The organism is Myxococcaceae bacterium JPH2, assembly GCA_016458225.1.
GTDB lineage: Bacteria > Myxococcota > Myxococcia > Myxococcales > Myxococcaceae > Citreicoccus.
This window is the reverse complement of sequence record JAEMGR010000040.1, coordinates 61,339-79,628: the sequence shown is the minus strand read 5'-3', so window position 1 is coordinate 79,628 and position 18,290 is coordinate 61,339. Positions and strand designations below refer to the sequence as shown.

Here is an 18,290-nt window from a genome sequence, read left to right as displayed (position 1 = left end):
CGGCGTGTGGTCTGACGCTGGCGCGCAGCCTCCGCCGCTCGTTGGAGACGGCGCTCGCGCGAGCCGCCCAGGTGCGCGGCCTGTCCGCCCCCGTCTTCCTCCGGCGACTGCTCTTGCGCGAGCCCGCGGCGGTGGAGGTCTTCATCGAGCACGCGGTGATCGGCGAGACGTACTTCTTCCGTCACCCCGAGCATCTGCGCGCGCTGGCGAAGCTCGCAACCGGCACGACGGGCACCTTCCACGTGTGGAGCGCGGGCTGCGCCAGCGGCGAGGAGCCCTACAGCATCGCCATGGCCTTGCGCTCGGTGGGGATGGGCGAGGGCCGCTTCCGCGTGCTGGCCACGGACGTGTCCGGTCGTGCGCTGGAGCGCGCGCGCGCGGGCGTGTACGGGCCTTGGTCCTTGCGCCGCATCGAGCCCGACCTGGAGCGCCAGTTCCTCGCGGAGGACGGGGCGGGCGACCTGCTGTCGGTGGTGCCCGAGGTGCGGCGCGCGGTGGACTTCCGCCGGCACAACCTGGCGATGGATCCGGTCCCCACCTCGGGGCTCAACGCCATCTTCTGCCGCAACGTGCTGATCTACTTCCCGCCGGAGCTGGTGGCACGCGTGCTCCAGCGGCTGGTCGCGGCGCTGGCCCCGGGCGGGTTGCTCTTCGTGTCCCCGGCGGAGGTGCCGCTCACCAACGCGTTGGGGATGGAGACGCTCGACGCGGAAGGCTGCGTGGTGCTGCGCCTGCCGCCTCCGGGTTGGAAGCCCGCGGGGCCTTCGGCGAGCGCACCGCGCAAGGATCGCGGCACGCGCGCCGTGCCGTACCTGCGGCTTCTGGAGCGACCGCGCGCGGCCGAGTCGCTCGACGTCCCGCCGCCCCCGGTTGAGGTGGAGGACGCGCCCATGGAAGCGCCGGGCTCGGAGGCCATGTCTCGGGCTCGCGATGCGGCGCGCGCGGGGCGCTTCGATGAGGCCGAGGCGCTGGCTCGCGAGGCGGCGCGCGCGTTGTCGCCCGAGGCGTACCTGCTGCTGGCGATGGTCGCGGAGTCGCGCGGAGACTTGGACGGCGCGGTGGCGGAAGTGCGCAAGGCGCTCTACCTGGAGCCGCAGCTCGCGCTCGGCCACGCCACGCTGGTGTCGCTCTACAGCCGGTTGGAGCGCCGCGAGGACGCGGAGCACGCGCGGCAGAACGCGCTGCGCGCGCTGGACGGGCTGGACGACGAGCAGCCCCTGCGAGGGGTGGAGACGATGACGGCGGGAGGGCTGCGGCAAGCGCTCTCGCCGAGGACGCAGGCGGGTTGGCGGGGCGCGCGCTAGTCCGCCGACGCACGCAGTCCGGAGGGAGGTCACGTGGATGTGAAGGGGAAGAAGCTGGCGCTGCCCGGACCGCTCAACGCGTCGCGGCTGGGCCTGCGGACGAAGATTCTCGTCGCGACGGCGGGCTTCGGGATGCTCGTGGCCGGCATCCTGATTGGCGCCTTCTGGGTGCAGACGCGCGGCGCGCTGCGCGACGAACTGACCAAGCGCGTCCGCTCGGCGGCGATGGGGACGGCGTTCGCCCTGTCGACACCCGCGGCCGTTCAGGACGTGGCGCGCTTGAAGACCGGCGCGGACACGGCGCTCAAGGAGCAGGCGGACGCGGCCTACGTCGTCGTGCGCGACGCGGCCGGCGCGGTGGTGGCGCGCTCCGCGAGCGAGCGCTTCGCGGGGGCCGTGGCGGTGGATGCCGCGAGCGGCGATGGCGTGGCGGACCGGAGCCTGGAGGTCGCCGGGCTGCCCGTGGTGGAGACCACCGCGCCCATCATCGTCGTCGCGGCGGGCGGCGCGCGGCAGCGGGTGGGCACGGTGCAGCTCGCGTTGGAGGAGGCGGCCATCTCCGATGTGCTCGTCTCCAACACCGTGCGCATGATCATCGTGGGCGGGGTGGTGTGGCTCGCGTGCCTGCTGGCCGCGGCGGCCATGGCGCGCCTGCTCGTCATCCCGATGGAGCGACTGGCTCGCGCGGCGGTGGGCATCGCGGGCGGAGACCTTCGCCAGCAGCTCGACACGGAGGGCACGGACGAGATTGGCGACGTGGCGCGCAGCTTCGCCACCATGGCGGATGCGCTGACGCACCTGTTGCAAGACCTTCGCGGTGCCGCTTCAGACCTGGAGCGCGAGGCGGCGCACGTGCTGGCCACGTCCACACAGCAGTCCGCCATGGCGCACCAGCAGGCCTCGGCCATCAACGAGACGAGCACCACCGTCGCGGAGATTGCCCAGACCTCGAAGCAGGCCACCTCCTACGCGGACTCGGTCATCACCCAGACGCAGCAGGCCGAGGCGCTGAGCACCGAGGGACAGACCATCGTCTCCGAGAGCGTGGAGGGCATGGAGAAGCTGGGCGCGCAGGTGAAGGCCATCGCGCTGGCCATCACGGACCTCAATGAGCGCACGCTTCAAATCGGCGACATCATCGGTCAGGTGAAGGACGTGGCCGAGCAGTCCAACCTGCTCGCGCTCAACGCCTCCATCGAAGCGGCCAAGGCAGGCGAGCACGGGCGCGGCTTCGCGGTGGTGGCCACCGAGATGCGCACCCTGGCCGAGCAGTCCCGCATGGCGGCGGATCAGGTCCGCGCGCTCTTGGGCGAAGTGCAGAAGGGCACGCGCGCCTCCGTGTCCGCGACCGACGAGGGCAGCCGTCGCGCCATGGCGGCCATGGACATGGCGCGCGCGTCCGGCGAGGCCATCGCGGGCCTGTCCGAAGTCATCCGCGAGTCCTCGGGTGCGGCGCGGCAGATCGCCGGGAACACCCGGCAGCAGACGATTGGCGTGGAGCAAATCGCCGCGGCGATGAGCGAGCTGACCTCCGCGATGGGCGACTCCGTCGAGGGAACGCGCCGTATCGAACAGGTCGCAAACAACCTCACCTCCCTTTCGAAGCGGTTCTCGGAGCTCGTCGGTAGGTACCAGCTATGAACGGCAACGTCATTGGCACGGCAAAGAAGTCGCCCCGGGTTCTCATCGTCGAGGACACGAAGACCATCACCAACCTGCTCCAGGTGTACCTGATGGGCTGGGGGTTGGATTTCTTCGACGCCCCCAACGGAGCCGTGGGCCTCAAGCGCGCCCGCGAGCTTCGTCCCGACCTCATCATCTCCGACGTGCAGATGCCGGAGATGGATGGGTTCGCGCTGTGCGCCGCGGTGCGCGCGGATACCAGCCTGCATGACACACCCCTCATGCTGCTCACGTCACTGAAGGACGACGCGAGCCGGCAGAAGGGGAAGCTCGTGGGGGCCAGCGCCTTCCTGAACAAGCCGGTGTCGGTGGATGATCTGCGCTCGAAGGTGCGGGACATCCTGAAACTGCCGGTCACGAAGTACTGAGCCCGATGCCCAGCGAAGACTCCGACTTGGAGATTGACTACGTCGCGCTGCGCGCGCAGCTCGACGAGGCGCAGGCCCTGCTCGAGGGCACGCAGGCCATCAGCCCGCAGCGGCGGCGCGAGGTGCTCAACTCGCGCGCGCGGGTGCTGGCGGCCTCGCGCCACGAGGTCCGGCAGGAAGTCATCACCGTGCTGGCCTTCCTCGTGGGCGGAGAGCGGTACGCGGTGCGAATCGAGCACGTGGATCACGTGCTGGAAGCGCGCGGGCTGTGCTCGTTGCCGGGGGCGCCACGCCACGTGCTGGGCGCGCTGGTGAGCCGCTCGCGCGTGGTGCCGGTGCTGGACCTGCGGCAGTTGCTGGGGCTGGAGGGCGGCGGCATGTCCGACCTTGGCAAGGTCGTGGTGGTGGAGGTGGGCGAGGAGGCCTTCGGGTTGGCGGCGGAGTTGGTGGATGGCCGGCGCGAGCTGCCTCGCTCCGAGCTGTCGCAGCCTCCGCCGGGGCCCTTCCTGTTTCTTACGCCGGATCGACTCACGGTGCTGGACCTCGAACAGCTGGGCAACCCAGCCGCGGCGAGGCCGGGCTAGAGGAGCGGGGCGCAATGGATCCGCAGTTGCTTCGCAGCATCTGGCCGGTGTTCTCCGCGGAGACGCGTGAGCAGATCCAGGCCATCGGTTCGAAGGTGATGGGGCTGGAGCAGTCCGCGTCCGACCGCGAGCCGGAGCTGTTGCCCTCGCTCAAGCGGACCGTGCACAGCCTGAAGGGCTCGGCGGCGAGCCTGGGGCTGGAGGACATCGAGCAGATCATCCACGCCATCGAGGATGGACTCGCGGGCCTCAAGCCCGACGAGACGCTGGCGCGCGGGATGGTGGAGGCGATGCTCCGCGGCCTGAGCGCCATCGAGACCGCGCTCGGGCGTGGCGACGCGGGTGAGACGCCGACGGTGGACGGAGTGTCAGCGCTCCTGGCGTCGCTGGGCCGGCAGGCGCCGAAGCCTCGCGAGGTCGATGACGGGCTGGGTGGGAACGGGCTGCGCGTCCTGGAGGCGCTGGAGGCGTCGCTGGGCCGGCTCGTGGCCCCCGCGGTGCCGGATCGCGCCGGTGCCGTGCGCACCGCCGTGGAGCGCGCGCAGGCGCTGAAGGCCGCCGCGGTGGCGGCTGGCGCCGAGCGGGTGGTGTCGCTCGCGGAGTCCACCGCGCTGGGCTTCATGCGGATGGAGGCCGGAGGCGATGCCGCGGGCGTGGCCGCGTCCGAAGTGGCGGGCGCGCTCGTGGATCTGCGTGCCGCGCTGGAAGCCGTCGAGGTCGTGAAGGAGCACCCCGCGGGGCGTCCGCTGGTGGCTCCCGCTCCGCGTGCAGCCAGTGAGAAGCCCGCGCCCGCGGCGTCCAAGGCGGCGCCGGTGGATTCCAAGAGCGGCGCCGCGGATCGCACCGTGCGCGTGTCGGTGAAGACGCTGGACTCGCTGGCCCTCCAGGTGGAGCACCTGGTGGCGGGGCGGGCGCAGCAGGGTCGTCGCATGGAGGGCTACCGCGCCATGACGGATCAGGCGCACGAGGTGCTCCTGAACCTGGAGCGCTCCGCGTCGCAGCTCGCGCTGGCGGGAGGCGGGACCGCGCTGGAGCCCTTGCGCGCGGGTGTGGCGCTGATGCGCACGCTCCAGAAGCGACTGCTGGAGCAGGCCAAGGAAGCGCACCGCGACGGCGAGCAGCTCGCGCTGGTGGCCCAGGTGGTGCGCGATGACCTGCGCGACTTGCGCATGGTGCCGGCGTCCCAGGTGCTGGAGCCGCTGCGGCGCACGGTGCGAGAGACGGCGTCGCGCCTGGGCAAGGACGTCAACTTGGACCTGTTCGGCGGCGACGTGCGCCTCGACCGTCGCATCCTGGATGCGCTGAAGGATCCGCTGCTGCACCTGGTGCGCAACGCCATCGACCATGGGCTGGAGACGACCGAGGCCCGGCGCGCGGCGGGCAAGCCCGAGGAGGGGCGGCTCTCGGTGCGAGTGGAGCCTCGCGGCACGCGCATCGGCGTCGTGGTCGAGGACGATGGCGCGGGGTTGGATCCCGCGCGTGTCCGAGCGACGGCGGTGCGTCGCGGGCTGATGACTCAGGACGCCGCCGCGAAGCTGACGGACGCGCAGGCAGCGCGCCTGGTGTTCCAGCCCGGGTTCTCCACGCGCGACGAGGTCACGGCCACGTCGGGGCGCGGGGTGGGATTGGACGTGGTGCAGTCCACCGCGCAGCGCCTTCAGGGCGCCGTGAACGTGGACTTCGTCCCTGGCGAGGGCACGCGCTTCACGGTGGATCTCCCGCTCACGCTGGCCGCGGCGCTGGGCCTGCTGGTGCGCACGGGCACGACCGTGACGGCCATTCCGTCCGACACGGTGAAGCGCGTGCTGCGGCTGAAGCCCGAGGACATTGGCACCGTGGCGGGCCGGGTCGTCGCGCGCATGGATGGCGATCAGCTCACGTTCCTGTCGCTGGGCGAGGCCATCGGTCTGCCTCGGCTGCCGTTGATGCTGGAGTCCGGGAAGCTGCAGACGGCCGTGCTGCTCGTGCTGGGGGATGAGCGCGTCCTGTTCGCCATCGACGAAGTGGTGGGCCAGCAGGAGATCGTGGTGCGCTCGCTGGGGCGTCACGTGCAGGGCGTGGCCCATCTGGCGGGCGCGGCGGTGCTGGATGACGGGCGGGTGGTGCCCGTGCTCAACGCGCCCGAGTTGCTGCGGGCCGCGAAGCCGGAGACGCGGGGCGCGGGTCCCGAGGCTCGGCGGCCGCGCATCCTCGTCTGCGACGACTCGCTCACCACGCGCTTCGCGATGAAGTCGCTGCTGGAGATCGCCGGCTATCCGGTGGTGACGGCGGCGGACGGCGAAGAGGCGTGGGGTGTGTTGGAGCGCTCGCCTTGCCAGTTGGTGGTGAGCGACTGGCAGATGCCGCGCCTGGACGGCGTGGGGCTGACGCGGCGGATCAAGTCGCACGCGATGCTGCGGCGCACACCCGTCATCCTCGTGACGTCACTGGACAGTCCCGAGGACCGGGCGGCCGGCCTGGAGGCCGGTGCGGATGGCTACCTGGTGAAGCGCGAGGTGGAGCGGGGCAAGCTCCTCGAACTCGTCCGCCAGTTGCTGCCCGCGTCGGCCTGAGTCGCTCCCAGGGACGAGGCAGCCGGGCGGGCGCGTCCTTCTCCTGGCCTCGGCGCATGGCCACCCTCGCTCTCAGTAGCGGGGGGGCTTCGCCGTGGACGAGCAGGTGGTGACGTGGATCGCGGCGTTCTCGTACCCAGCGGTGTTCCTGCTGCTGGTCCTGTGTGGCGTGGGGGCGCCACTCAGCGAGGAACTCGTGGTCATCAGTGGGGGCGTCATCGCGGCGCGCAGCGGCGCGAACCCCGTGCTCATGATGGCGGTGGCCTGGCTGGGCATCCTCGTGGGCGACAGCCTCCTGTTCCATCTGGGGCGCACGTTGGGGCCGCGGGTGCTTCAGCATCCCAAGTTGCGGCGCGTGCTCACCCCGCGCCGGGTGCACACGGTGCAGCATCGCTTCTCACGCTTGGGGGCTGGGGCCATCCTGCTGGCCCGCTTCCTCCCGGGGTTTCGTGCCCCGTCCTTCCTGCTCTCGGGCGCGAGCGACATTCCCTTTCGTCGCTTCCTCCTCGCGGATGGAATTGGCGCCATCTTCTCCGCGGGCGTCGTGACGTGGCTGGGCTACCGCTTCGGCGCGCGAATCCTCGCGGACCTGCGCGGGGGACTGCATTGGGTGCTGGGGGGCGTGCTGGTGCTCGCGGCCGGATGGCTGGTGGCTCGGTGGTGGCGCCGGCGCGGAGGGCTGGGCGTGCCAGCGCCACCGTGAGGTCGTCGGATGTGTGGGGTTTCAGGCCGCGACGCGGGACTGCTCGGCGGCGGGGCTCGGGGCTCGATTGAACGTGGTCCACTGCGCGCGCAGGCGCGTGTACAGGTCGTACATGGGCGTGCCCGGCTTCTCGCAGGCGCCCGCGTGCTCCGCGAGCAGGTGGCGCAAGAGCGTGAAGCAGGTGGTGGCTTCGCCGGCGGTGACCAGCATGTCGAACTGGGCCGCGTTCGTGAACCACAGCGTGGTGGGCATGGCGCAAGCCTGCTTCGCGAGGTCCACCAGATGCTCCTGAGGCCGCATCCACGGGTGCGCGGAGAACAGCTCGGGACGGCTTCGGGTCAGGTCGGCGATGAGGTTGGCCATCCGCCGCCCCTGGTAGTCGGAGTCCTTGTACACGCGGTCGAAGATGAGCCCGCGCACGCGCTTCATGAAGATGCCCGAGGTGAGGGCGACCATCGAGGACACTCGCAGCACCGCCATCTGCGCGAACTCGAGCACCGTCAGCTCTCGGAACGGGGGCCATGCGTTCACGTCCACGTGCTCGCGGACGAGCGAGAACACATCCAGGAGGCGACGGCGGATCCACCCGAGCGCCGTCGCGACCGAGGCGGTCAGCAGGCCCGGGACGAGGTAGAGGAACGCGTCGCGCAGCGTCCAGCCCGGGTCCTTCGCCGCGGAGATGCCGCTGATCGCGAGGATGAGCGCGGAGACGATGCTGAGCGCGAACAGCGCCCAGCCCAGCCAGGACGCGGCGCGCAGTGTCACCCAGCCTCGGTTCGTCGGGTTGGGGGGGACCGCGTAGATGGGGCCGTTCTCCACGCTGACGTCGGAGATGAGCAGCTTGACGTGCGTCGAGGAGTCGAAGGCCAGGAGCAGGCTGTCGATGCCCTGATTGTCATAGATGCCGCCGTCCATCAGCGGCAGTCCCTTGGCGAAGCGCTCGCCCAATTGCTTGCGCGCGTCCTCGAGCGGGAGCGCGGTGGGCCAATGGAATTGATCCGGGAAGACGAAGGGCTCGAAGCCGCCCGGGAAGCAGGACGACGCGGCGGCGATGTCCGCCAGTCGGACCTGCCGAGCCACGGCCAACGGCATGGGGAAGCGGTTGTTGCCGTGGACGATGTTCGCGTTGGCGCTGCGGCGGAAGCGGAAGTCGAGCCCCGAGGAGAACTCGGTCGAGTTGAAGATGGCCTCGTGCACCCGCAGGCCGCGCGCGTCCATCACCTCGCCCAGGCGGCGATCTCCGAACAGGTCATCGCGCGCGTAGACGGTGGCCGCGGAGCGGATGAGGCTGGCCCAGTCATGGCTCGTCGCCTCGCGCTGGAGCGTGAGCTGGGCGAGCGCCTCGCCAATGACATTCGTGCGCTTCAGGTAGGCGCCGTACTGCTCGGAGAACTCGGGGAAGGACTTCCCATCGAGCTGGCTCGACACCCACGCCAGCCCCGTGATGGTTCCGCCCGACACGGTGGACAAGCCCACCACGTCCTCCAACAAGCCCACGCGGTGGAGGAAGCGCAGCGTTCCCAGGTGGTACGTCGCCGCGCGGTAGCCCCCGCCCGACAAGGACAGTGCGAGGGGACCGAGCGGACCATGTCCCTGGGGCTCGGTCGGGGTGTCAGTCATGTCAGGACTCCGGAGGGGCTGTTTGAAACCCCGCACTATAGTCACTCCCCGCGAGACGCCCGAGGCCTGTCAGCTCTGGAGTCGGGGTCGCGTCCGGGGCGCGCGCTGGGGGCCCATCTCGGGGACTCGGCGTATCGTGCGCTCGGGCCCGCCCCGCGCATTCCCCTCCACGCGGGTGATGAGCCATGTCCCAGTCACGTTTTCCTACCAGCCGCGAGGTCTATCACCGCATCCGGTGGGACCCTCGGCTCGACGCGCGTGAGTTCGTCATTGGCTATGACGCCCACGGCGACGCGCTGGAAGAGATGCCCTTCGGGGCCTTCGTTCCCGATGGGGAGATTCCCTGGCACCGCGTCTGGCTTTTCAGACATGGGCACCGGGTGGTGTGGGATCGCCGCGAGCGGCTCGACCTCCTGGATTCGCTCATCCCCCACGAGGAGGCTCCGATGGCGCCGGAGCCTCCCGCTGTTGTTCCGGAGCTACCCACGGGGTTTTCTCCGCTCTCCGCCCATCGCTTCGATGCGAAGTCGGGCACCTGGATGGCGGTAGCGCCGACCGAAGCTCCCTCTGACGCATCGACCGCTCCTTCGCGGTTGTCGTTGGTGACCTTCAACGTCTTGTTCGATGTGTACGACGCGGAGTTGCTCGCCACGGAGCGCCGGATACCCGCCGCGCTCGCGCTGCTTCGTGACTGTGACGCGGACGTGCTGGCCTTGCAGGAGGTCACGGCCGCATTCCTGGCGGCGCTGCTCGCCGAGCCTTGGGTGCGCGAGCGGTACTGGAGTTCGGATGCGCCGGACTCCGCGACGCTGAAGTCCTCGGGGCAGGTGATGTTGTCCCGCCTCCCGTTTGCCGCGCTCGCACAACATGTCTTCAGCCGCGACAAGCGGTTGCTCGTGGGGCGGCTCGCGCTCGCGGAGGATGCGCCCTGGGTGGTCACCACGCATCTGACCAGCTCGCGGAACGCGGATGGTCCGGTGATTCGGGGACGCCAGCTGCAATCCCTGCTGGACTGGGCGCAGTCATTGGGAGAGGCCCCGCTGTTCCTCGCAGGGGATTTGAACGTCCCCGAGGATGCGCCCGAAACCACGGCCTTGGCGCGCGCGGGCTTCGTGGATGCGTGGTCCGCGCTTCGCCCCGGAGAGTCGGGGGAGACGTATGACCCAGCACGCAACGCGCTCGCGGCGCTGACCACGCGCTCGGGGCGACGGCAGCGATTGGACCGCGTGCTGGTGCGAGCCCCCGCGGGAAGCTGGTCGCCCGACGCCGTGACGCTGCTGGCCGAATCGCCGCTGCCGGGGCTTGCAGCGCCCGGAGGGGATCCGCTGTTCGTCTCGGATCATTTCGGCGTGAAGTGCGAGTTGCGGCGCGGGCAGGCGACAGACGTGCGATCGGTCACGGTCGATGATCCACTTGTGACTGCGCCGCTCACTCACCACACGGCGGTGGTGCTGATTCCTCCCGCGCGGGTCTGGCCGCCAATCCAGGCCCTGCGAGCGAAGCACGACGCGAAGTTCGAGCGTTGGATGCCTCACGTGACGCTCCTGTACCCGTTCGTGGAGGAGCGCCACTTCGGTGCGGCGGAAGCGCGGCTGCGCGCGGCGCTCCAATCCCTGAATCCGTTCGAGGTGACGCTCGCGGATGCTGGACACTTCGACCATCGCGCTTCGCGGACCGTCTGGCTGCGGCCCGATGACAGTCCTCGCGGGGCACTCCGCGGCCTCCACGCCGCGCTTCAGGCCGCGATGCCCTCGAACCCGGAGGCAAAGTCTCCCGGGCACGAAGGCTTCACGCCGCACTTGAGCGTCGGGCAGGTGCAGCGGCACGAGAGCGTTGAGCAGGCCATGACCCAGTGGTTCCGTCACTGGCGCCCGCTCTCGTTCGAAGTGGCGGAGGTCTGCATCATCCGCCGAGTGGGGGACGCGCCCTTCGAGGTCGTTCGTCGTGTGCCATTGGGCGCCCCGGGTCCGAGCGCGAGGCTCGATGTCGCTGCGCTCCAGTCTGCGTTGGACGTCGCGAGTGCGCCGGTGTCCTCGGACGCGCGGGCCCTCCGCGAGGATGCGGTGAACAGGCTGGCTTCGGCATGCGAGTCACTCGGTGCGGAGCTGTTGCCCTATGGCTCCTTCCTGCTGGGCACGGATGACGCGGACAGCGATGTGGACGCGGTCGCCATTGGGCCTGGAGCGCTGCTGCGCGAGGACTTCGCACGAGGGCTCCAATCCTGGCTCGCGAGTCATGAGCCCACGGCGCTCATGCGCGACGTCTCCGATGCGGCCATTCCTCTCTTCAAGTTGCGCCTCCAGGGCGTGAGCTTCGACCTCGCGTATGCCCACCGCCCTGAAGGCGTGGCGCCTTGTTCGCCCGAAGGACTCTTGGCGCGACACGGTTCGGCGATGGAGCCCGTGAGCTTCCGAGCGGTGAACGGCTGGGCGGATACGCGCGCCCTGCTCGAACGCGTCGCGGCGGACGGCGCGGGCGTGGAGTGCTTCCGGGGCGTGCTGCGAGCGGTGAAGACCTGGGCACGGGCGCGCGGTCTGTACTCGCACGCTCTGGGATATCTCGGGGGCATGTCCTGGGCCGTGTTGGCGGCCTGGGCGTGTGTTCACGCACCAGGCTCGGGCAACGGTTCCGTGGGGGAGGTGCTCGCGTACTTCTTCGAGACCTTCGCACGCTGGCCCTGGCCGAGGCCCGTGACGCTCACCGAGTCGACGTCGCGCTACCGGCCCGAGGGACGTCGCGACATCTTGCCCGTCATCGCGCCCGCGCTTCCTCCTCGCAACACCGCACGCAATGTCTCCCGCTCGACGGCGCAGACGCTTCGCGACGAGTGGGAGCGCGCCCGCATGCTCGTCGCGCGAGCGCGGGACACGGGCACGATGGAGGCGTGGAGCGCCTTGTTCGAGCCCATCGTGCTCAGCCGCGACTCCAGGACTCGACTCCGGGTCCGCGTGGAGGCTGCTACGGCCGAATCGCGAGCGCGCGCCCTGGGCTGGGTGCGTGGCCACCTGACGGCACTGGTGTATGGCCTGGAGGCGGAGCGCACCCTCTTCGTGCGTCCAGTCGAGGCACCCGCGAGCGACGGCTTCATCCTCGGTCTGTCGTCGCGCGCGCCCGAAGGACTGGCCGCGAGCTTCGCGCGAAAAGACAGTGCACTGTCACGGACCCTGGCCGAGTTCCGAGCGGACTTTCATGCGTGGCCGCAACGGCCCTCGGACGCGGTGCTCCACCTGGAGCCTCAGGTCGACTGAGGCCCGCTCACTGCGTCGCGCGCTGCTGCATGCGTGCGTAGAAGGTGGGGGCGCGCAGGAACGCGAACGTCGCGTCGCCGAAGCCCAGGAGGTCTCCATCGCGGACATGGACCTCTCCGCCCGAGGGGACCTCCTTGGCGTTCACGAACGTGCCGTTGCTCGACTTGAGGTCCACCACGGTGCAGCCCACCGTGGGACCGAACCAGCAGAGCTGGGCATGGCGCTTGGACACCGAGGGGTCGTCCACCACCAGGTCACAGTCCGGCAGTCGGCCCACCGACAACACGTCCTGACCCCGCACGGGCGGCAGCGTCACGACTCGCAACGAGTCGAAGTGAAGCCACAGGGCCACCTGCTGCCGTTCGAGGCTGGGGATGTCTTTGGCCATCGTCGTCTGCGCCGCGCCCATCCGCATCGCGAGCTGGGCCATCACGGGGCTTGGTGGCTTCTGCACCAGTACGAAGGGCCCCACCTGGCGGCAGAAGACGACCTCCGTCAGTTGGCGGCTCAGGGCTCGCAGCTCTTGCACGGTCATCATGGCGCGCGGAGACTACAGCGAGTTCACTCCTGTCGCACGGAGCGTCTTGTCCGGGGCTGAGTCTCAGAATGCCTCCCGGCGCGAGCTGAGGCTGCTCGACGCACCTCGCTATGCGGGGGGGCCCATGCCCAGGCGGGGCCCGAAGGGGTCTGCCGGGGGCAGGCTCAGGATGATCTCCAGCCTTGGCTCGGACTGGAGCGAGATGGCTCCGCCCAGGTGCCGCGCGAGCTGCTGGAGCCTCGCGGTCGAGCGCAGCGACAGCGGGCGTTGCGCTGTCGCTCGGATGATGAGGCGGCGAGGCAGGTCCTCCGCTCCGGCCTCCAGCGTCACCTCCACCGTGCCCACGCTCACACCTCGCACGCTCCGACCGAGCGCGCGCAGGAGCAATCCCACACTGATGCTCGGGCCGCGGACCGCGACGGGGGCCCCGGGGGGGAGTCTCAGGCGGAATTCGGAGCGCTGTGGCCGCGGAGATGTGGCGAAGGCCTCGCACACCAGCGGGCGCAGGTCGTCCACGCTGTCTCGCGGAGGCGCCAGTCGTTGGTCGATGAGCGTGGCCTGCTCGGCCGCCACGCTCAGCAGTCGCTCCAGATAGCGCCGCATCGCGGGGGTGAGGGGGCCGGCCTTCTCCTTCAGCATCATGTCCGCGTAGCCGCGCATGACCATCAACGGCGTGCGCAGGTCATGCGAGGCGCGCGAGCGGCGCTGTTCAAGTCGGGACAGGTCTCGCTCGTGCCGCCGCTGCTGCTCCAACATCCGAGCCTGTCGAGCCCCGGCCGCGACCTCGCGCGCGCGGGCCTCCAGCAGCGCGGTGCCCAGCTTCACCAGCCGAGCCAGATGCGCTTGTTCGCGAGAACCCGGCGGCTCCGGCCACACCACCAGGGCCGAGGTCCGCTGGCGCACACCCTCACAGGGCCGGGGCGGCAGGCCCACCATCGCCACGCGGGTGGTGCCGTCATAGACAGCCGCGCCCTCCGTGCCGGGCAGGCGCAAGGCCTCATGCAGCAACGCGGCGAGGCCCGCGCGTGCTCCACGGCGCAGGGCCTGCTCCGCGATCTCCGTCAGTGCCATGTCCACCTCGGCGGCGAACTCGTCTTCACCGCGCTCCCCACGCCACGCACCCGCGAGCACGACGACAGGAATGGGCATGCCCATCCGTGGGCGCAATGGTTCAACGATTGAGCAAAGCAGGAAATCCTTGCGGAAGCGTTTTACCCAGCCGGTTCAGGGCCGCCGGGCATTTTTACCGCTACGGCGATTCCCTTGATTGGCAATGCCTTGGAACTCCGCATGTTTGTCCTTGGCCGACCGATTGCTATCGAGCTGGGCGCCGAAGGACGGAAGGGGGGACATGAGCACTCTGGGACATTACGCGGCCATCGCGCGCATGGCACCGGGGGCGCTCGCGCGCAGCGCGGTGCGACGGGTGCAAGGCGCCGCGCGACACGCGCTCTATCAACGCCACTCACCTCCCGATGAGGCCCAGCTCCTGGAGGCGTTCGGCGCGAACCACGCGGACGAGCTCGCGGCGCTGGCGTTGGGGCCTCGCGGCTTGCGCGTCTGGTGTGACGTGACGCAGCGGTCCTCGGTGCGTGAGGCCGTGGCGGCCATCCCCGGTGCCCGCGAGCGTGCGAGGGCACGCGCGGATCAGGCGCTGCGACAGGAATGGGATGTCTTTGGGACGCGCGTCGCGTTTGGGGAAGGTCGGCCGGTGGACTGGTCGCTGGATCCGGTGAGCGGCCATCGCTATCCGCTGACGCCCGTGGAGCGCATGGCGCACCACGCGACGGGGAGAGACCCCAAGTACCCGTGGGTGCTCGGCCGTCTGGACAGCCTGGTGGCGCTGGCGCAGGGCGCGTGGCTGGATGAGTCCGGGCCGGCGCGAGCCAGACTCGCGAGCGCGTTCGTCGCGCAGACGCTCGACTTCCTCCAGGCCAATCCGGTGGGGCAGGGCGTCCACTGGTTGAGCGCGATGGAAGTCTCCCTGCGCGCCGCCAACCTCGCGCAGGCGCTGGTGATGTTCGCGGACGCGCCGGAGGTCCGTCGCGCCGAGTTCCTCGTGCCCGTGTTGGGCGCGCTGTCTGAGCACACCGCGTGGGTCGAGGCGCATCTCGAGGACCAGGGCGCGGTGCCCAACAACCATCTGGTGGCCAACCACGTGGGGCTGCTCGTGGTGGGGCTGTTGTTTCCCGAGCTGCCGGGCGCGCTCCGCCAGGCAGCGCTCGCGGTGGGTGGGCTGCGTGCGCAGATGGAGGCGCAGGTCCATCCCGAGGGCACGTCCTTCGAGGGCTCGGTGCCCTATCACCGGCTCGCGGTGGAGTTGTTCACCCTGGCCTATGTGGTGGCGCGTGGCATGGGCGTGTCCCTGGGGCACACCTACGAGTCCCGGCTGTGTCGCATGTTCGTCGTCGCGCACGCGTGGACCTCGGAGGCGGGCCTCGCGCCGCAGGTGGGAGACAACGACTCGGGCCGCGCGCTCGCGGTGAGCACGCGCGGAGATTGTGAACAGGGCTACCTGTCCTCGCTGGGCGCGGCGCTGTGGAAGGACGCGGGCCTGGGCGGAGGGTCCGTGGCGGACGAGGTGGCGTGGCTGCTCGGCAGCGCGGGCCTGGAGCGTCAGGCGGCGCAGCCCTCGTTGCCGTCGCCTGTCTCGGTGAGCTTGCCGCAAGGTGGCGTTCACATCTTGCGCGGCGCGGGGGCCGTGGTCACCGTCTGCGCCGGTCGGCAGGGTCAGGCCGGCGTGGGGGGGCACAGCCACAACGACAAGCTTTCCTTCGAACTCCACTTGAACGGTCGCCCCGTCATCGTGGATCCCGGCACCGGCACGTACACGCGAGACCCCGCGCTCCGCAATGTCATGCGCGGCACGGCGGCCCACAACACGCTCCAAGTCGACGGCGCCGAGCAGGCCCCGTTGGATCCCGCCCGACTCTTCGCGCTGACCGGCGACGCGCGGGCGCGGGTGGTGACGTTCCAGCCCGCGGCCACGCATGACCGGCTCGTGGTCCGGCATGACGGCTACCGCGTGTTGCCGTCGCCCGTGGGCATCGAGCGGACGTTCGTCCTGGATCGCCACGCGCGCGCGCTGGTCGTGTCGGACCGGTTGGTGGGGACAGGCTGGCACGACGTGGTGGGGCGGCTGCATTTGCCCGATGCGCAAGCGCGTTGGGTGGAGGCTGGTGCGGACGTGCTCGCGCGGGCGCGGCTGGCTCGGGAAGGGCCCGCGGAGTTCGAGCCCCTCGTGGCGGAGCTGGGCCCCTCGCAGGCGCCGCTCGCGTGGGTGCTGCTGCAGCGAGGACTGACGGCGGAGCTTGCCCCGTCCCGGTTCTCACCGGGCTACGGGCGCGTGCAGTCCGCGTGCGCCGTGGAGTTCCGGAGGGGTGTGACGCCTCCGGTGTGTCTGAGGTGGGTGGTCGTTTTCCAGTGATGAGAACGGATGGTGACGTGACCGTCCTTGGCGGCACGCCGTAGCAGGAGAGGGCAAATACAATGCGCATGATGGTGGGCAGCCCGTTGCTGGAGCGGATCCGCAACCGGCAGGCGAAGGTGGGCGTGGTGGGGCTGGGGTATGTCGGTCTCCCGCTGGGGATGGCCTTCGCGGAGGCGGGCTTCCCGGTGACGGGGCTCGACATCGACCAGCGCAAGATCGACAAGATCGGCAAGGGCGAGAGCTACATCAAACACATCGCCAGTGAGCCGCTCGCGGAGCTGAGTCGCTCGGGACGACTCGTCGCGACGACGGACTTCGCGAAGGCACGTGAGCTGGACTGTCTCATCATCTGCGTGCCTACGCCGCTGACGGCCTCTCGCGAGCCGGACATGAGCTTCATCGTCCAGACCGGCGAGGCGCTGGGGCCTCACGTGCGTCGGGGTCAGCTCTTCATCCTGGAGTCGACCACGTACCCGGGGACGACCGAAGAGGTCCTCAAGCCCCTCTTGGAGAAGGGCGGTCTCAAGGCGGGCGTGGACTTCCACCTGGCCTTCAGCCCGGAGCGCGAGGACCCGGGCAACAAGAACTTCAACACGAAGACGATTCCGAAGATCGTCGGTGGCTACACGGCGGAGTGCCTGGAGGTGGCCCACGCGCTGTACAGCGGGGCGCTCCAGGAGGTGGTGCCGGTGTCCTCCACGCGCGTGGCGGAGCTGGCCAAGCTGCTGGAGAACATCTACCGCTGCGTGAACATCGCCATGGTCAACGAGATGAAGATGCTCTGCGACCGGATGAACGTGGACGTCTGGGAGGTCATCCAGGCGGCGAGCACCAAGCCGTTCGGCTTCCAGCCGTTCTTCCCGGGGCCGGGGCTCGGCGGGCACTGCATCCCGATTGATCCGTTCTACCTGACGTGGAAGGCGCGCGAGTACGAGTTCCACACGAAGTTCATCGAGCTGGCGGGCGAGGTGAACTGGCACATGCCGTACTACGTGGTGCAGCGCACGATGGAGGCGCTCAACCAGAACCGGAAGGTGCTCAACGGCGCGAAGGTGCTGTGCCTGGGCGCGGCGTACAAGAAGGACATCGACGACATGCGCGAGAGCCCGAGCCTGCGCGTCATGTCACTGCTCAAGGAGAAGGGCGCGGACATCAGCTACCACGACCCGTTCGTCCCCGAGCTGCACAAGGGCCACGGCTTCCAGATGGAGCTGAAGTCCGTGCCGCTGCTGCCGGATGCGCTGCCGGGCTACGACGCGGTCCTCATCCTCACGGACCACTCGAACATCGACTACGGCATGGTGGTGCAGCGCTCGCAGTGCATCATCGACACGCGCAACGCCACGCGGAACATCACCAAGGGCCGTGAGAAGGTGACGAAGGCGTAGTCACGGGCTCGCGGTCGCAGGCCGACTGATGCGGCCGCCCTTGAAGCCTCGCAGGTACACATAGCGGTGGAAGTCCCGGAGGAAGGCGTCGGCCGGGATTCCCACCGCCTGGGCGAATGCTTCGGGGAACTGGGCACCCTGGCGCATGCGCCGCAGCATGTCGCGCACCGCGTCTTCACCATACCGTCGCACCAGGAAGGTGAAGGCGTGGTACGCGCCGCCATACACCACGGCGTTCTCGTCGCGATAGATGCGGTCTCCCTCGGCGACGGGGTCCACGGTGGGATGCTCGTGAAGGTAGCGCGCGAGGTCCTCCAGGCTGAGGGCGCGGTAGCCCTGCTCGGCGGTGGCGTAGGCCATGCCCTCGCGGAACCAGAGGGGGATGTCCTTGCGCATCCACGTGCGCTCGTCCCCGACCCGCTGGAACATCAGGCTGTGGGTGAGTTCGTGCAGGAGCACCTCATCCACCTGGGCCTGGTTGGCGCCGAAGAGCGTCCACGTGCGCGGGCTCTGGATTTCTATCTGCTCGTAGCGAGCCCACGCGCGCAGGAAGTCGTAGCCTCGGCGGTTCGCGGCGTCCTCCAGCGACCCGTGGTCCGGGTGGATGACGAGGGTGACCGGGGCATCGAAGGGGCCCCATCGTGCGAGCCGGGGCAGGGCGTGCTCCACGGCGAGCCGCACCATGCCCGCGGCCTCGGTCTCGCGTGGCGGGAAGGCGAGGCGGAACTGCCCGGCGGGCAGCACCAGTGTGTCATTCGGCGCCGGGTGCGCGCGCAGGGGAGCCGCGGCACAGGCGGACATGAGCCCGAGCACCAGCACCAGTGCGTGACGACTTCCTCGCCCGTCATGCCCGCCACGACGCATCCGCACTC

At 70.1% G+C, this 18,290-nt stretch carries 13 protein-coding genes; 9 read left to right on the top strand and 4 right to left on the bottom strand.

Annotated elements, in window-relative coordinates; all coding sequences use genetic code 11:
- The 6 genes from JGU66_33845 to JGU66_33820 form a co-directional block, all read left to right on the top strand.
- Window positions 1-1,304, top strand: a 1,304-nt coding sequence (locus JGU66_33845) for a protein-glutamate O-methyltransferase CheR (GenBank protein MBJ6765765.1), incomplete at its 5' end; no start/stop codon positions are given.
- A gap of 33 nt (window positions 1,305-1,337) precedes the next feature.
- Window positions 1,338-2,945, top strand: coding sequence for a HAMP domain-containing protein (locus JGU66_33840; protein MBJ6765764.1), 1,608 nt, complete (start codon window positions 1,338-1,340; stop codon window positions 2,943-2,945).
- The gene (locus JGU66_33835) at window positions 2,942-3,355 is read left to right on the top strand and encodes a response regulator (GenBank protein ID MBJ6765763.1); all 414 of its coding nucleotides are present in this window, start codon (window positions 2,942-2,944) and stop codon (window positions 3,353-3,355) included. The genes JGU66_33840 and JGU66_33835 overlap by 4 nt, the downstream gene beginning before the upstream one ends.
- A 5-nt stretch (window positions 3,356-3,360) precedes the next feature.
- Window positions 3,361-3,939 (top strand): chemotaxis protein CheW, encoded by a 579-nt coding sequence (locus JGU66_33830; GenBank protein MBJ6765762.1) that lies wholly within the window; start codon window positions 3,361-3,363, stop codon window positions 3,937-3,939.
- Window positions 3,940-3,953: 14 nt separating this feature from the next.
- Entirely contained in the window at window positions 3,954-6,491 is a 2,538-nt protein-coding gene (locus JGU66_33825) for a response regulator (GenBank protein ID MBJ6765761.1), read from the top strand.
- 94 nt (window positions 6,492-6,585) lie between these two features.
- On the top strand, window positions 6,586-7,194 hold the full coding sequence (locus tag JGU66_33820) for a DedA family protein (GenBank protein MBJ6765760.1): 609 nt from the start codon (window positions 6,586-6,588) through the stop codon (window positions 7,192-7,194).
- 21 nt (window positions 7,195-7,215) lie between these two features.
- On the opposite strand, the gene JGU66_33815 is transcribed toward JGU66_33820, so the two are convergent.
- On the bottom strand, window positions 7,216-8,814 hold the full coding sequence (locus JGU66_33815) for a patatin-like phospholipase family protein (protein MBJ6765759.1): 1,599 nt from the start codon (window positions 8,812-8,814) through the stop codon (window positions 7,216-7,218).
- Window positions 8,815-8,999: 185 nt separating this feature from the next.
- Between JGU66_33815 and JGU66_33810 the strand changes: the two genes are divergently transcribed.
- Window positions 9,000-12,062, top strand: coding sequence for a DUF504 domain-containing protein (locus JGU66_33810; protein MBJ6765758.1), 3,063 nt, complete (start codon window positions 9,000-9,002; stop codon window positions 12,060-12,062).
- 7 nt (window positions 12,063-12,069) lie between these two features.
- Here the strand turns inward: JGU66_33810 and JGU66_33805 are convergent, their stop codons facing one another.
- Complete coding sequence (locus JGU66_33805) at window positions 12,070-12,600, bottom strand: FHA domain-containing protein (GenBank protein MBJ6765757.1); 531 nt, start codon at window positions 12,598-12,600, stop codon at window positions 12,070-12,072.
- Between the two features lie 108 nt (window positions 12,601-12,708).
- The gene (locus JGU66_33800; GenBank protein ID MBJ6765756.1) at window positions 12,709-13,749 is read right to left on the bottom strand and encodes a histidine kinase; all 1,041 of its coding nucleotides are present in this window, start codon (window positions 13,747-13,749) and stop codon (window positions 12,709-12,711) included.
- Window positions 13,750-13,951: 202 nt separating this feature from the next.
- Between JGU66_33800 and JGU66_33795 the strand changes: the two genes are divergently transcribed.
- Complete coding sequence (locus JGU66_33795) at window positions 13,952-16,027, top strand: alginate lyase family protein (GenBank protein ID MBJ6765755.1); 2,076 nt, start codon at window positions 13,952-13,954, stop codon at window positions 16,025-16,027.
- A gap of 68 nt (window positions 16,028-16,095) precedes the next feature.
- Entirely contained in the window at window positions 16,096-17,418 is a 1,323-nt protein-coding gene (locus JGU66_33790) for a nucleotide sugar dehydrogenase (GenBank protein MBJ6765754.1), read from the top strand.
- On the opposite strand, the gene JGU66_33785 is transcribed toward JGU66_33790, so the two are convergent.
- Window positions 17,419-18,282 (bottom strand): hypothetical protein, encoded by an 864-nt coding sequence (locus JGU66_33785; protein ID MBJ6765753.1) that lies wholly within the window; start codon window positions 18,280-18,282, stop codon window positions 17,419-17,421. It lies immediately after the preceding gene.
- Window positions 18,283-18,290 lie beyond the last annotated feature (8 nt).

Coding starts and splice junctions, on each gene's coding strand:
- JGU66_33835 (MBJ6765763.1), top strand. CDS start 2,942: ATGAACGGCAACGTCATTGGCACGGCAAAGAAGTCGCCCCGGGTTCTC.
- JGU66_33830 (MBJ6765762.1), top strand. CDS start 3,361: ATGCCCAGCGAAGACTCCGACTTGGAGATTGACTACGTCGCGCTGCGC.
- JGU66_33825 (MBJ6765761.1), top strand. CDS start 3,954: ATGGATCCGCAGTTGCTTCGCAGCATCTGGCCGGTGTTCTCCGCGGAG.
- JGU66_33815 (MBJ6765759.1), bottom strand. CDS start 8,814: ATGACTGACACCCCGACCGAGCCCCAGGGACATGGTCCGCTCGGTCCC.
- JGU66_33810 (MBJ6765758.1), top strand. CDS start 9,000: ATGTCCCAGTCACGTTTTCCTACCAGCCGCGAGGTCTATCACCGCATC.
- JGU66_33805 (MBJ6765757.1), bottom strand. CDS start 12,600: ATGATGACCGTGCAAGAGCTGCGAGCCCTGAGCCGCCAACTGACGGAG.
- JGU66_33800 (MBJ6765756.1), bottom strand. CDS start 13,749: ATGCCCATTCCTGTCGTCGTGCTCGCGGGTGCGTGGCGTGGGGAGCGC.
- JGU66_33795 (MBJ6765755.1), top strand. CDS start 13,952: ATGAGCACTCTGGGACATTACGCGGCCATCGCGCGCATGGCACCGGGG.
- JGU66_33790 (MBJ6765754.1), top strand. CDS start 16,096: ATGATGGTGGGCAGCCCGTTGCTGGAGCGGATCCGCAACCGGCAGGCG.
- JGU66_33785 (MBJ6765753.1), bottom strand. CDS start 18,282: ATGCGTCGTGGCGGGCATGACGGGCGAGGAAGTCGTCACGCACTGGTG.